This is a genomic window from Aromatoleum petrolei (genome assembly GCF_017894385.1).
Taxonomy (GTDB): domain Bacteria; phylum Pseudomonadota; class Gammaproteobacteria; order Burkholderiales; family Rhodocyclaceae; genus Aromatoleum; species Aromatoleum petrolei.
Map to the genome: position 1 here is coordinate 2,452,606 of NZ_CP059560.1, position 13,557 is coordinate 2,466,162.

Annotated in this window: 11 protein-coding genes and 1 riboswitch; of the genes, 1 reads left to right on the forward strand and 10 read right to left on the reverse strand. The window is 67.9% G+C overall.

What is annotated here, in order from left to right; translation table 11 throughout:
• Positions 1-5: 5 nt before the first annotated feature.
• From ToN1_RS11220 to ToN1_RS11260, 9 genes are all read right to left on the reverse strand, one after another.
• Positions 6-929: a VTT domain-containing protein gene (locus ToN1_RS11220; protein WP_169208026.1), complete on the reverse strand. Its 924-nt coding sequence runs from the start codon at positions 927-929 to the stop codon at positions 6-8.
• A 123-nt stretch (positions 930-1,052) separates the two neighbouring features.
• On the reverse strand, positions 1,053-1,388 hold the full coding sequence (locus ToN1_RS11225; protein WP_210148094.1) for a hypothetical protein: 336 nt from the start codon (positions 1,386-1,388) through the stop codon (positions 1,053-1,055).
• Between the two features lie 166 nt (positions 1,389-1,554).
• Positions 1,555-5,244: a methionine synthase gene (metH, locus tag ToN1_RS11230; RefSeq protein ID WP_169208027.1), complete on the reverse strand. Its 3,690-nt coding sequence runs from the start codon at positions 5,242-5,244 to the stop codon at positions 1,555-1,557.
• A gap of 87 nt (positions 5,245-5,331) precedes the next feature.
• Positions 5,332-5,402: riboswitch (S-adenosyl-L-homocysteine riboswitch) on the reverse strand.
• 48 nt (positions 5,403-5,450) lie between these two features.
• Positions 5,451-8,693, reverse strand: coding sequence for a pilus assembly protein (locus tag ToN1_RS11235; RefSeq protein ID WP_169208028.1), 3,243 nt, complete (start codon positions 8,691-8,693; stop codon positions 5,451-5,453).
• 28 nt (positions 8,694-8,721) lie between these two features.
• On the reverse strand, positions 8,722-9,333 hold the full coding sequence (locus ToN1_RS11240) for a pilus assembly PilX family protein (protein WP_169208029.1): 612 nt from the start codon (positions 9,331-9,333) through the stop codon (positions 8,722-8,724).
• On the reverse strand, positions 9,321-10,451 hold the full coding sequence (locus ToN1_RS11245; protein ID WP_169208030.1) for a PilW family protein: 1,131 nt from the start codon (positions 10,449-10,451) through the stop codon (positions 9,321-9,323). Before ToN1_RS11245 ends, ToN1_RS11240 begins: the two co-directional genes overlap by 13 nt.
• Positions 10,448-10,933, reverse strand: a complete 486-nt coding sequence (locus tag ToN1_RS11250) for a type IV pilus modification PilV family protein (protein WP_169208031.1) — start codon at positions 10,931-10,933, stop codon at positions 10,448-10,450. Before ToN1_RS11250 ends, ToN1_RS11245 begins: the two co-directional genes overlap by 4 nt.
• Positions 10,933-11,448 (reverse strand): GspH/FimT family pseudopilin, encoded by a 516-nt coding sequence (locus ToN1_RS11255; protein ID WP_169208032.1) that lies wholly within the window; start codon positions 11,446-11,448, stop codon positions 10,933-10,935. The genes ToN1_RS11250 and ToN1_RS11255 overlap by 1 nt, the downstream gene beginning before the upstream one ends.
• On the reverse strand, positions 11,442-11,897 hold the full coding sequence (locus tag ToN1_RS11260) for a type IV pilin protein (protein WP_169208033.1): 456 nt from the start codon (positions 11,895-11,897) through the stop codon (positions 11,442-11,444). The genes ToN1_RS11255 and ToN1_RS11260 overlap by 7 nt, the downstream gene beginning before the upstream one ends.
• A gap of 423 nt (positions 11,898-12,320) precedes the next feature.
• On the opposite strand from ToN1_RS11260, the gene ToN1_RS11265 reads away from it, so the two are divergent.
• Entirely contained in the window at positions 12,321-12,689 is a 369-nt protein-coding gene (locus tag ToN1_RS11265) for a VOC family protein (protein ID WP_169208034.1), read from the forward strand.
• Positions 12,690-12,708: 19 nt separating this feature from the next.
• Here ToN1_RS11265 and ToN1_RS11270 read toward each other — a convergent pair whose 3' ends face one another.
• On the reverse strand, positions 12,709-13,545 hold the full coding sequence (locus ToN1_RS11270; protein ID WP_169208035.1) for an alpha/beta fold hydrolase: 837 nt from the start codon (positions 13,543-13,545) through the stop codon (positions 12,709-12,711).
• Between the last annotated feature and the right edge of the window lie 12 nt (positions 13,546-13,557).

A 13,557-nucleotide genomic window follows, 5' to 3' on the forward strand; every position in this document is an offset into this window, starting at 1 on the left:
ACCGCTCAGGCCGGGCGGTTCGCCGTGAGCCAGGCCTCGTAGCCGCCCCGGAGGGGCCGCGCGGCAGCATAGCCGAGCTCGCCCAGCACATGCGCGGCACGCACCGCGGTCGCGTCGCCGGGGCAGGCGCACATCGTCACGATCGGCCGCTCGCGCGGCCAGTCGCCTACCGCGAGCAAGAGCTTGTCGATCTCGGCCGCGCGCGCCCCCTCCACCGCCCCCCTGGTCGCGATCAGCGCCGCACCGCGCAAATCGAGAAACAGCGGCGGTTCGTCGGACGCCATCGCCGCGATCAGTTCGGACGGGGTGACATGCGGGATCGCCGCGAGCTTCTCGAAGCGGTAGCGCTGCCACAGCTTCCACGCGATCCACGCACCCAGCGCGAGCGCCAGCCCGGCCAGCATCGTCGAGCCGTGGCGGCTCATCGCCGCCAGCGCGCTCTGCAACTCGTCGCGCAGCCACCAGCCGGCGAGGATGGCGCCCCCCGCCCACAGCGCGGCCCCTGCTGCTGCGGCGGCGAGGAATCCCGGCAGGGGCATGCGCAGCGAGCCGGCGATGGGTGGCGCGACGGTCGAAAAACCCGGCACGAACTTCGCGACGACCAGCGACCACACGCCCCAGCGCATGAAGCGCGCCTCGGTCTGCGTCACGCAGGAAGCGGGATTGAGCGACAAGCGGCACAGGCCGGACAACACACGATAGCCAAAGACCCGGCCGGCGAGATACCACACCCAGTCGGCGATGACCGAGGCCCCCACTGCCGCGGCGAGCATCGCGCCCGCCTGGCCGGAGCCCGCAGCGAGACTGCCGGCGACGAGCAGCGTAGGCACCGCCGGGACGGGCAGGCCCAATTGCTGGAGCAATACGTTGACGAACACGACCCAAACGGCGTCCCGCTGGATCGCGTCGGTAATCTGGCTGAGATCCATCACGCCCCTCCCGGCGTCGCCGGGGCGTTCCAATTGGAAAGAACCACGATTCTCGCTCGAAAACCGTGGGTTCGTCTCAGCCGGGAGGAATCGGCGCGAGCATGGCACGCTCGGCGCGCTGACTCAGCGTTCGGGCTCGCCCTTCAGGCCGCGCACGAAGGCCTTGCTGCTGTCGCGCACGGTGTGGCCGATTGTGATGCCGGTGCGCTTCATCACATCCCAGGTCACCACGGCGGCGTCGCGGGCCGTGTGCCCGATCGCCCTCCCGGCGTTCCCGGCCGCCTGCCCCACATCCTTGCCGGCGTCGCGCGCGCCAGTGCCGATGTCGTGCATCGTGGCCCCGACACCGTGGCCGACGTCCTCGGCGGTGGTCGTACCGCGAGAGTCCTGCGCGTGGGCGACGGGCAATGCAAGCGCGCCCAGCGCCAGCAGCATGCCCGCGAGGACGCTTCTAACCATGACCGGTCGGCGCGACCGGCGGAATAGTCCGCGTTGTCGCATGATAGATTCTCCTTCGCAATTGCCGGGGAGCCGGCACAGCGCACCGGCTTCCCTGCTTGCAAGCTTAGCCCCAACCTACCGGATGCGGGGTAAGCAGGCGTAACCCCTCGCCGCCGTGGAGGCGTCAGAGAATCGGAGCGAGCCAGCGCGCAGCCTCGTCCACGCTCTTGCCGCTGCGCCTCGCCCAGTCCTCGAGCTGGTCGCGGCCGATCTTGGACACCGCGAAGTACCGCGCCTGCGGATGCGCGAGGTAGAAACCGCTCACCGAGGCCGCCGGGTTCATCGCGAAGGATTCCGTCAGCGTCATGCCCGTATTCCTGGTCGCATCAAGCAGTGCGAAGAGCCCACCCTTGGAGGTGTGGTCCGGGCACGCCGGGTAGCCCGGCGCGGGGCGGACGCCACGGTATTCCTCGCGGATCAGCGAATCGTTGTCGAGCACCTCGTCGGCGGCATAGCCCCAGAACTCCTTCCTCACGCGCGCGTGCAGCCACTCCGCGCAGGCTTCCGCGAGGCGGTCGGCGAGGCTCTTCAGCATGATCGCGTGGTAGTCGTCGTGCGCGGCCTCGAACTCGGCGAGCTTCGCCTCGATGCCGATGCCGGCGGTGACCGCGAAGGCGCCGGCATAGTCCGCGACGCCGGAGTCCTTGGGCGCGATGAAGTCGGCGAGGCAATAGTGCGGCTTGTCCGCCGGACGCTCGTGCTGCTGGCGCAGGCCGTGCCAGGTCATCAGCGGCGCGCCGCGCGACTCGTCGGCATAGAACGCGATGTCGTCGCCAAGGCTGTTCGCCGGGAAGAGGCCGAACACCGCGCGCGCTTCCAGCCATTGCTCGGCGACGATCTTCGCGAGCATCGCCTGGCCGTCCTTGAAGACGCTGCGGGCGGTCTCGCCGACGAGCTCGTCGTCGAGGATCTTCGGGAAGCGGCCGGCGAGGTCCCAGGTCTGGAAGAAGGGGCCCCAGTCGATATATTCAACGAGCTCAGCCAGCGGCACCGCGAGCGCCTGCACACCCAGCGTGTTCGGCGTGGTCGGCGCATAGCCTGCGACGCCATTCCAGCGGAAGGCGTTGGCGCGCGCGGCCTCCAGGCTCACGAGCTGCACGCCCTTCTTGTTGGCGTGCTGGGCGCGGATCTTGTCGTAGTCGGCGGCGAGCTGCGCCTTGAAATCGGCCGCACCGCCTTCGGACAGCAGCGCGGTGACGACGCCGACCGCGCGCGAGGCGTCCGGCACGTAGACCACCGGCTGGCCGTAGTGCGGCGCGATCTTGATCGCGGTGTGCGCACGGCTCGTCGTCGCGCCGCCGATCAAGAGCGGCACATCGAAGCCCTGGCGCTGCATCTCGGCCGCGACGTGGCTCATCTCTTCGAGAGACGGCGTGATCAGGCCTGACAGGCCGATCGCCTGCGCGCCGTGCTCGCGCGCGGCGTTGAGGATCTTCTCCGCCGGCACCATCACGCCGAGGTCGATCACTTCGTAGCCGTTGCAGCCCAGCACGACGCCGACGATATTCTTGCCGATGTCGTGCACGTCGCCCTTCACCGTCGCGACGACGATGCGGCCCTTGGAGGTCGCGCCGGTGCGCAGCTTCTCCGCTTCGATGAACGGGATCAGGTGTGCGACGGCCTGCTTCATCACGCGCGCGGACTTCACGACCTGTGGCAGGAACATCTTGCCCGCGCCGAATAGGTCACCGACGACGTTCATGCCGGCCATCAGCGGGCCTTCGATCACCGCGAGCGGCGGGCGTCCTGCGGCTTCGAGCTTCGCGCGCACCTCCTCGGTATCCGCGACGACGAAGTCGGTGATGCCTTTCACGAGCGCGTGCGACAGTCGCTCCTCGACCGACCACTCGCGCCACGCGAGGTCCGGCCCGGTGTTCTTCGCCTTGCCTTCCTTCACCGACTGCGCGAACTCCACGAGCGCCTCGCCCGCACCCGGGTGACGGTTCAGCACCACGTCCTCGACCTTCTCGCGCAGCGCGGGCTCGAGGTCGTCGTACACGCCCAGCATGCCGGCGTTGACGATGCCCATCGACAAGCCGGCCTTGATCGCGTGGTAGAGGAAGACCGTGTGGATCGCCTCGCGCACCGGGTCGTTGCCGCGGAAGCTGAAGGACACGTTCGACACGCCGCCCGAGGTCTTCGCGTAGGGCAGGTTGTGCTTGATCCAAGCGACGGCGTTGATGAAATCGACGGCGTAGTTGTCGTGCTCCTCGATGCCGGTCGCGATCGCGAAGATGTTCGGGTCGAAGATGATGTCTTCGGGCGGATAACCGATGCCGACGAGGAGATCGTAGGCGCGCTTGCAGATCTCGGTCTTCCGCGCATAGGTGTCGGCCTGGCCCTTCTCGTCGAAGGCCATCACGATCACCGCGGCGCCGTAGCGGCGGCACAGGCGCGCTTGGCGCAGGAACTCGGCTTCGCCTTCCTTCATCGAGATCGAGTTGACGACACCCTTGCCCTGGATGCACTTCAGGCCCGCCTCCATCACGCTCCACTTCGACGAGTCGAGCATGATCGGCACGCGCGAGATGTCCGGCTCGGACGCGATGAGCTTGAGGAAGCGCTCCATCGCGGCGAGCGAATCGAGCATCGCCTCGTCCATGTTGATGTCGATGACCTGGGCGCCGTTCTCGACCTGCTGGCGCGCCACCGCGAGCGCGTCGTCGAAGCGGCCTTCGAGGATCATGCGCGCGAAAGCCTTCGAGCCGGTGACGTTGGTGCGCTCGCCGACGTTCACGAAGAGGCTGTCGGCGCCGACGTTGAAGGGTTCCAGACCCGACAGGCGCAGCTTCTTCTCGACTTCCGGCACCGCGCGCGGTGCCACGTCCGCGACGGCCTGCGCGATTGCCGCGATATGCGCCGGCGTCGTGCCGCAGCAGCCGCCGACGATGTTCACGAGGCCGGCTTCGGCCCATTCGCGGATCGCGCTCGCCAGCGCTTCGGGCGTCTCGTCGTAGCCGGTCGGCGAAAGCGGATTCGGCAGGCCGGCATTCGGGTGCGCGGAGACGTGCGTATCGCAGACGTGCGACAGCTCCTCGACATACTGGCGCAGTTCCTTCGCGCCGAGCGCGCAGTTGAGGCCGAAGGAGATCGGCCGTGCGTGCGCGAGCGAGTTCCAGAAGGCTTCGGCGGTCTGGCCCGAGAGCGTGCGGCCGGAGGCGTCGGTGATCGTGCCGGAGATCATCACCGGCACGCGGCGCGAGGTCTCGTCGAAGAGCTTCTCGACCGCGAATACCGCGGCTTTGGCGTTCAGCGTGTCGAAGATCGTCTCAATCAGCAGCAGGTCGGCCCCACCTTCGAGGAGGCCGCGCGCCGAGTCGTAGTAGTCATCGACCAGCGCATCGAAGCTGATGTTGCGGAAGCCCGGATCATTGACGTCGGGCGAGATCGACAGCGTGCGCGAGGTCGGCCCGAGCACGCCCGCGCAGTAGCGCGGCTTCGCCGGATCCTTCGCCGTGTATTCGTCGCACAGCTCGCGCACGAGGCGCGCGCCCGCGACGTTGATCTCGTAGGCGAGATCCGCGAGGCCATATTCGGCCTGCGACACGCGCGTACCGTTGAAGGTGTTGGTCTCGATGATGTCCGCGCCGGCGTCGAGGTAGGCGCGGTGGATGCCGGCGACGACGTCGGCACGCGTCAGCACCAGCAGGTCGTTGTTGCCCTTGAGATCCTTCGGGTGCGCCTTGAAGCGCTCGCCGCGGTAGTCCGATTCGCCCAGCTTGTGCTGCTGGATCATCGTCCCCATCGCGCCGTCGAGGATCAGGATGCGGCGGGCGAGAAGGTCGCGGAGTTCTTGGCTGCGGTCGGCTTGCATGGTCTACCTCGGTCTGGCGAATTCACAGGCACCGGGCGAAAGCCGCAGGAGCGCACAAAAGCAAACGGCGCGGCAAACCCCGGTGGTGGTTTGCGAGCGCCGTTGTTCGGTTGCCGAGCCTGGCCCGCTAGTATCGGGTCGCAGCGCTCCTCGGCAAGCGAGTGATTCTATGGAAAATTTCCGCCGGTGCCAAGCCGGCGGAGGGACTACATCAGCTCGCGCCAGTACACCCGGCGCCACTTCGTCGGCGGGCTCCCGCCCATCTCCGGGATCGTCGGATTCTTGACGGTACGGTCCGACATGCGGATCAGCGCGCGCTTGCCGGACGAGGTGTCGACGATCACCGGCCGGCTGCCCAACGCATTGCCGAGATACCATCCGCTTTCAAAGGTGCTCGTGCCGGTCGTCGAGCGTCGCACTGCGCCGCCGGTGTCGGCATCCACGGCAAAGAACCAGCTCGACCCGCCCGGATCGCAGATTGCGGTGGTCGGAACATTCACCGTGAACACCAGCACGCCGGTCGTGGTGACCGCCGGGTGGGTGTTGATGCGTCCATTCGCGATCGGAAGGTCGAAATACCAACCCTTGTTGGCCACTTGCAGCGTGTTCGTCGTCAGCGTGAAGGTGCTGGTCGACGAACTCGCGACGCGCTGGCAGACGAAGTCGCCGTTTCCGCCATTGCCCGGACAACTGGTGCCGTTGCTGCCGCGGATATCGGGCAGCGTCGGCGTGGCGAGCGTCGTGTCGTCGATGATGCCGTACATCGACTGGGTCTGCGTCGCATGGGCGTTAACCGGCGTATTGCCCGGGACGTCGCTGTTGCCGAGGTACAGGCCGGTGCCGACATAGACGTAGAACTTGTCGCCGGTGCCGCGCACCTGGCGCACGACCGGCGCGGAACTCACCGGCTGGGCCGCGCCGCTGCCGTCGGCGAGTGCGGCGATCTTCGTTGCCGACCAGTTCGCGAGGTCGAAGCGCCAGACATTGCCGAGCAGGTCGCCACCGTAGGCGAAGCGCGTCACCTCGTCGGGCGCGGCATTGCTCAGGCGGGCAAGGTGGGTCAGGCCTGCGGGCGTCGACGGCGAGCCGGCGGGGGTGGTGATATGGCGCAGTACCGTGCCGTCTCGCGGATCGAGCGCCCACACGTGCCCCAGACCGTCGCCACCGTCGCTCGTGCCGTTGTTGTAGCCGGACGTCACGAGCACGACCCAGCCATCGTTGGGCGTGCGCACGATCAGCGGCGTGCCGAAGCTGAAGCCGCTGTCGGCCGCCGGGACCTTCTCCCACAGCGCCTTGGCTGCGGCGGCTGTCTCGCTCGCCGCCGTGCCGTCGGTGATGTCCAGTGCGTAGTAGCCCGATCCGCCCTTGCCCAGGCCGCCGACGAGGATCTTGCGCCGGAATCCGGACACGTCGACGTCGGCGACCGCGGGCGTGGCATCGATGAAGTACTCATGCGCATAGGTCGGCTCGGCGAGCTTCCACAGACGCGAATGCAGCATTTTCGGCACGTAGGCCCACAGCTCGCTGCCACCGACAGCGCCCGCGCCGCCGTCGAAGGCGTGCAGCATGCCGTCGTTGGCGCCCTGATAGACGACGGTCGAGCTGCCGTAGCTGACGATCACCGGCTCGGCGTTGATGATGTCGCCGAGCAGGTGCTGGCGACGCCGATAGATGGAGCCCTCGCCGGAACGGTCGCCGCGCAGGTAGTCGATGACGCCGGTCGTGAGGCCGATTGCATCGTCACGGAAGTTCGCCCCCGTGAACGCGCTGCCGCTGCTGCCGGTCCAGGAGACGATCCTGCGGCTCGACTGCGGGCTCGCGAGCGCGTCGAGCCGTGCCTGCGCCGACCACAGGCGCGGCGTGATCGGCAGGCCGCTTGCGAGATCCACCGAGAAGGCCTCGAGGTCGCCGGTCCAGTAGCCCGAGGTGAAGCTCGACGCATAGCTGATGCTGTTGGCGGTCAGCTGCGTGCTGGTCACGGCGACCGCGGCGGCCGCGCTATCCTTGTCGAGCGCGTCGTTGAGCGCACCGACGAAGGCCCGCGTCAGCGACTCCTCGTTCTCTGCGGAGAGGAACAGCCCGCCGCCCTGGCGCGCCGTCTCCTGCATCAGCGGATCGTCCTGCGCCTGGCGGTCGGCAAAGCCCACCGTGTAGGTGCGCAGGTTGTTCAACGATGCCTGGCCGCCCGGCGCGGAGAGATCGGGCCGCAGGTCGGTCTCGAAGAGCGCCTGCGCAACGTCGTCGAGGTAGTCGCTGCCCGCGCTCTCGTAGCTGTGTGCGCCGCCGAGGTGCCCGGTGTGGTTCGTCGCCGTACCGCCGTTCTTCTGGTCATAGGCCCTGGCGCCGCTGGTCGTGCAGCCGCCGCTGTCGCCGTCGTAGTCGCACAGGGACTCGTTGTTCGACAGGGCCTGGTCCTGCTGCGGACGTCCGTCGGTCATCAGCACGGCAATCGAGCGCTGGCACCAGTACTGAACCGGGCAGGACAGGCCGGTGCAGCCCGTCGGCAACGTGCCGCTCAACCTGTGCGGGGCCGACGTGCCCTGCTTGAAGAGCTGCGCGATGCTCACGGTCGTCGGCGTCGTTGCGCCCGGATGTATCGTCAGGTTGCCCGTGTAGCCGAGCGTGAAGTAGTGGCCGATGTCGGCGAGCGTTTCCGAAAGCGGCGTGCTGCCGGTGGCCGCGAGGCCGTCGATGCTGGACTTGAGATTGGTGAGGTGTGAGGCGTCGAGGTTCGCGAGTCCGCGCACCAGGAGCCCGCCGTCGCCCCCGTTGTAGGTCGTGAGACCGACGCGCGCCTTCACGGCAGTCGTGGTGGTCTGCAGCGGGATGGTGTCGAGTGCGGTCTTGGTGGCCTTCTTGGCGACTTCCAGGCGCGTCCGCGTTTGCGGCTTGCGCTCCCCCCAGCCCGTGAGCGTGCCGGTGCGGAAGTACCAGTTGAGATAGCGGCCGGAATACTCGGCCGGCAGGTAGCTCGCGCCCAGCGCGGTCCGGCAGTTGGTGCCGCAGCTCTCCGTCGCGAGCAGGCGGACATTCGTGTAGACGGCCTCATCGACAAAGCACACCTGCCCTGACGCCGTGCCGACATCGCATCCGCTCGTGCAATCGGTGCTCGATCCGCCCGAACCGACCCGGTTCGCGAGCTGAGCCTTGGGCACACCGTTGACGACACGCAGATACACCTCGTTGCTGGTCTGCACCGCCTGACTGGAGGCAGTGCACGCGCCCCCCAGGTAGGACGCCCCGGTCGCCGCATACGGCGACTCGGGCACGATGTTGCTCATCGAACCCGAATTGTCGACCATGAACATGAAATTCGCCGGCGCGTTGTTGCTCACCGCCATCGGGATGTTCGCGAGGTCGGTCTCGGCCGCGGCAGCCGGCGCAAACGCGGCGAGATGGATGAGGCCGGCCAGCAGGATCAGGCAGCGTCGGACGATCGGGTTGCGCACGGTCTTGCTCCGGGGAAAAAGCGGATGGTCAGGCCGCGGGGCCGCTGTACATCACTTCGTAGAAACTGACGGTGCCGCGCGGCCCGCGGGCCCGCACCAGGACCCTGAAGAACACGCCGAGATCACCGGGGCTGGTGGCCGACGCGCTGAGCGGATCGATCGCGCAGCGTGCCTTGATGCTGTTCACGTCGCTGGCGTCCGGCACCGATTCGCACTGGCGCTCGATGACGTACTGGATGCGGTAGCCCCCGGTTTCGGCGGCGCAATCGACCACCATGCCGCGCTCGTCGGTGCAGGGCACGGCATTGGCGTCCCACACCGCCGCGGATGCCACGGCCGCCGCGGTTCTGAAGTCGGGCGAGGCGGTCTGGCGGGTGCCGTAATAATAGGCCTTGCCGGCGTAGGTCCCCTGCACCAACTCTTCCCACGCACGATCGACGGCGACGTCGGACGCGTGCATCGTGGCCTGGCGGAACGCGAGATTGCCCGCGACCAGGGTGCCGGTGTCCGTCGAGCGGATCACCGAGGCCGCAGCGAGGCTCATGAGCGCGAGCACGACCAGGGCGATGATCAGCACCGCTCCCGACGCACGCGCGGCGGCAGGGCCCCGGGGAGAGCAGCGCACCGTCAGCGGTTCCATGCCGAATTCCTCACCGGGACGACTGTCTCATGCACGCGGTAGCGATAGTTCTGCCAGCTCTTGCCCGGCGGCAGGCTGAGGGCGGACAGATCCAGCGTCTGGGAGCCGTCGAAGACGACCGGTGCCGAGGAGGTCACCTGCGTGCCATCGACTTCCGCGCTCTGCGCGACGATCGCGACGCGCACCGCCTTCACGCGCGCCATCTCGCCCGCCGCGATCGCCGACGCCCGTTTCCACTGGACGATCGCGTCACTGCCGGCATTGGAGATGCCGTACTGCGCCTTCAGCATCACGATGCCCGCGGCGAGCGCGCTGTCGCGGTAGGACGGCGTGCCGGTACACGACGGCGTGATGCCGGCGTCGTGCCGCAGCAGCGAATTGCACTGCACCCGATAGCGCGTGTAGGTGAAGGTCGGCATCTTCATCAGCACCGAGCCCGGGCCGTAGGGCTCCGTGATCGAGAACGCCGTGTTGGCATTGGGGGGGTTGTACACCGATTCGCCGGAGCCGAAATTCACGTTGCAGCCGGTGGCACCGTCGGTACAGTTGCCGGTGATGTCGGTCACCTGGATCAGCGTGCAGGGGTAGCCCGAGGTGTTGGGCGGCGGCTGCGCGACCAGCACGAGGTCGCCCACCGCGAGGCGGCCACCGGGCTCGCTCACCTTGAGCACCGACGAACTGGTGGGCAATTCCTTGGTGACCGCGACGTTCAGGTTGATCGTGGCGGCCGGCGGCGTGAGGATCAGGTCTATCGTGTCGGAGCCCGTGCCGCCGTCGGTGATGCGCACTGGCGGCCAGGCTTCCCCGATCGGGGTGCCATCGTTGGTCGTCGCGGGCACCTTGGTGGCATCGTAGGCATTCAGCCGCGGGCACATCGTCGCCACCGAACCGCTGAAGACCGCCGCGCCGGCCATGCGCGCATCGCGCTCCACCATCGCGAGCCCCAACTGGGCACTTTCGGCAGCGCTCGCACCGGCGCCGGTAATACGGAACTGCTTGCCGATGGCCGCGACCGAGGACGTGATCGCGATCGCGATGATCAGGCCGACCACGATGCCGACCATCATCTCGACGAGCGAAATGCCCGCCTGTGCGCGACCGGTTGCGTGCTGCGTCATGACTGCCACTGGAAGCGGTTGGTGATGTCGAGGCGGTGATCGTCGCGAATGACCGCGGCACCGTCGTTCATCTTGTAGCGCCCGCGCCATTCGAGCGTGATTGTGAGGAAGCCCGTACCGACGCCGACCGGGCGGGCGATCGTGATTTTCGCGTCGTCGAACGCCGCACACGCTTCGCGCATCCAAGCGGCAGCCGGATGGGAGTCCGGGATGCCGTCGCTGCACGCGCGGCGCGCAAGCAGGAAGTCGGCCGAGGGATCGGGAACGGCCGTGGTCGCGTCCTGCAGGGCGACCTGGCTGACGAGCTTGTTGATCAGGAAGCTCGCGTTCGCGCGCTCGTTCGCATCGACGCTCAGCTGCACTGCACGTGCCTGCATCTCGATCATCCCGAGCGCGCCGAGCGAAAACACGACAATCGCAATCAGCCCCTCGATCAGGCTGAAACCGCGTTGCCGCATCGGACCGGACAGCACCGCAGACATCAGCACCTCCTCCGATCGTTGGCGTCCGTGACGGCGGGATCGCACATGCGCACCTGACCGCCGCCGTGGACCTCGACACGCCAGCTGTTCACGCCGGGAACACGGGTGCTCAGGTCGATCCGCTCGAGCCGGGCGGAGGAGGTGTCCACGAGCCCGCTCGCCAGAAAGACGACGGCGGTCTGCGAGGCGTTCGTCGTCATCGTCACGCCCGCAGCCGCGGCGCCCGTGGACGTCTGGATGCTGCGGGCGGGGCTCAGCGTCGCGACGGACCAGTTGCCACGCCCGTCGTCGAGCGTGAAACGCACGGCCTGGTTGCGGCGCAGGGCCTCGGAGCGCGCGAGCTGCAACCCGGACATGAGCCCCTCTGCCGAAACCCGCACGCGGAAGCGCACGAAGGTGGATTCGAAGCTCGGGGCCGCGAGCGATGCCAGAACAGCCAGAACGCCGACCGCGACAAGCGCCTCGACGAGGGTGAAACCTTTCTGCCGCGACGTCCGCCGGACACCGTTCAGCACGCATCCCCCGCGCGCGCAATCCAGCAATTGCGCGGCAAGCCGCTCGCGCCGGGGAAGGCGGTGGTCTGGCGCAGATTGTCGTGATCGATCGTGAAGGTGAAGCCGGCCATGTTGCGCGAGGCCTTGCCGTTCGCCGTCGCGAGGAAGGTCTGGTTGCTGCCGCCACCGTTGTTGCAGGTGAAATCGAAGGCGTCCGAGGCGGGCACCGCAACGCCACAGCCCGTCGCCGTCGAGCCGAAGTTGCGGTTGTCCTGATAGAACTGCTCGAGGCGCACGCGCAGGGTCGACAGCTCGTTCGTCGCCTCGGTGATCCGGCTGCGCTGCACATACTGCGTGTAGGACGGAACCGCGATCGCCGCGAGGATCGCGACGATCGCGACGGCGACCATAAGCTCGATCAGCGTGAAGCCAGCCCCGGCGCGCCGGATGCTGAGTAGGTCGTAAGTCATACGCGGATGTCCAGCCGGGATAGCTGCGGATGCACCGGGCGGCACGGACCCGGGTGAAATTCCCCGCGCATGCCCGAACGGATTCGGAACGAATGATACCGGAGGGCGCCGCCCCCTGAAACCAATTGTAACAGTGTGAAAGTTCGGAGAAAAGCGCAGCCCCCGGGGACTACGGCATACGCATTCCGGGTAGATCGCACCGCCTTCGCCGTGATGCCGCGCGGAGGCCAACCGCGCTCATCCTGCACGTCTGGCGTTTCGCCCGGCGCGTGCTAGCGTGAAGGATGAACGGCCGCCCCTTCCCCGCGGCCGGGACCGTCCCGCCGCGTCGGAGGCGCGGCGGCCCTCCTCCTCCGGGGTCCCCCCTTGCCGGACGCAGAAACCGGCCCGTGCCGACGGATTCCGCTTCGATGGCAGATCATCATGACCAACCCCGCTTCCGGATTGAAATGCGTGAAGGTTGTCGCGCTCGCGGTACGCGACGTCGCACGTGCGAACAGGTTTTATGGCGAAACGCTGGGGCTCGCACCCGCCAGCGAAGGCGGCCGGCAGGTCGGTTTCGAGCTCGGCGGCGCCGTGCTGATGCTCAAGGACGACTGGTATGGCACGCCGACCGCGGAGCCGAACCCGCGCATCACGCTGGAATGCGCCGACGCACGCGCACTCGAGGCGAGCCTGCGCCGACTCGACGTGAAGATCCCGGATGCGGTCGAACTCTACGACGGCAGCCACTACGTCGGCGCCTTCCTCGACAGCGAAGGCAACAAGCTGTGGTTCTGCTCGCCCGCCTAGTTTGCCGGCTGCCGCGCGCTCAGTCCGCTGCGTCGATGAAGTCGAGCACGTCGCGGGCGAAGCGCTCGCGCTGCCACAGGTGCGGCGCGTGGTCGACGTCGTCGTAGATCTGCAGCAGCGCGTTGGGGATGTTGTCGCGCACGTAGTGGGCGGTGCGGGTATGGTAGAAGTTGCTCGCGCCGGCATAGACCAGCAGTGCGGGAACGTCGATCTTCTCCAGCACGTCGCGATAGTCGGCGGCGGCGAGACTGGACCAGCAGTCGATCAGCGGCTGCGGAGCCATCTCGCGCAGGCGCTGGCGCGCGAGGGCCATGCCGTCGCCGTTCTCGAGGTACTTGCGCCGGGCGCGCTCGTTGAGGCTCTGGCCGACCAGGCGCAGCACGCCCTCGGCGAAGTCCTCCTGCAGCGAACGCACGAAGGCGGCGTTGCGAGCGGCGTCGAAGTCGGTGTAGATGCCCCAGCGCCAATCCGCATCGGTGAGGATGCGCGGTGACTGATCGATGATCACGATCTTGCGCAGGCGGCTGCAGCCGAAGTCGCGGATGTATTGCCACAGCGTCAGCGCGCCCATCGAATGGCCGACCACGACTGCGTCGCGCAGGTTCCAGTGCTCGAGCATCTGCTCGAGGTCGCGCGCCATGCGTGCGGCGCTTACCGGAGTATCGGTTTGCGGGGCGTGGCCGCCGTGGCCGCGCGCGTCCCAGCGAAACACGCGGTGGTGCGCGGCGAAGGCGTCGATGAAGGGATTCCAGTCGCGATGGCTTGCGGTCCAGCCGTGCAGCAGCACCAGCGGCGGTCCCTCGCCGTCGATCTTCACATGAATGTGTTCGCCGTCGTCGGCCCGGAAATGGATCATCACGCCACCTTC

What these genes read in the sequence shown, in the direction of transcription:
- ToN1_RS11250 (WP_169208031.1), bottom strand. Translation starts at nt 10,933, where the DNA reads ATGTCTGCGGTGCTGTCCGGTCCGATGCGGCAACGCGGTTTCAGCCTG.
- ToN1_RS11240 (WP_169208029.1), bottom strand. Translation starts at nt 9,333, where the DNA reads ATGGAACCGCTGACGGTGCGCTGCTCTCCCCGGGGCCCTGCCGCCGCG.
- ToN1_RS11260 (WP_169208033.1), bottom strand. Translation starts at nt 11,897, where the DNA reads ATGACTTACGACCTACTCAGCATCCGGCGCGCCGGGGCTGGCTTCACG.
- ToN1_RS11220 (WP_169208026.1), bottom strand. Translation starts at nt 929, where the DNA reads ATGGATCTCAGCCAGATTACCGACGCGATCCAGCGGGACGCCGTTTGG.
- metH (WP_169208027.1), bottom strand. Translation starts at nt 5,244, where the DNA reads ATGCAAGCCGACCGCAGCCAAGAACTCCGCGACCTTCTCGCCCGCCGC.
- ToN1_RS11265 (WP_169208034.1), top strand. Translation starts at nt 12,321, where the DNA reads ATGACCAACCCCGCTTCCGGATTGAAATGCGTGAAGGTTGTCGCGCTC.
- ToN1_RS11225 (WP_210148094.1), bottom strand. Translation starts at nt 1,388, where the DNA reads ATGGTTAGAAGCGTCCTCGCGGGCATGCTGCTGGCGCTGGGCGCGCTT.
- ToN1_RS11270 (WP_169208035.1), bottom strand. Translation starts at nt 13,545, where the DNA reads ATGATCCATTTCCGGGCCGACGACGGCGAACACATTCATGTGAAGATC.
- ToN1_RS11245 (WP_169208030.1), bottom strand. Translation starts at nt 10,451, where the DNA reads ATGACGCAGCACGCAACCGGTCGCGCACAGGCGGGCATTTCGCTCGTC.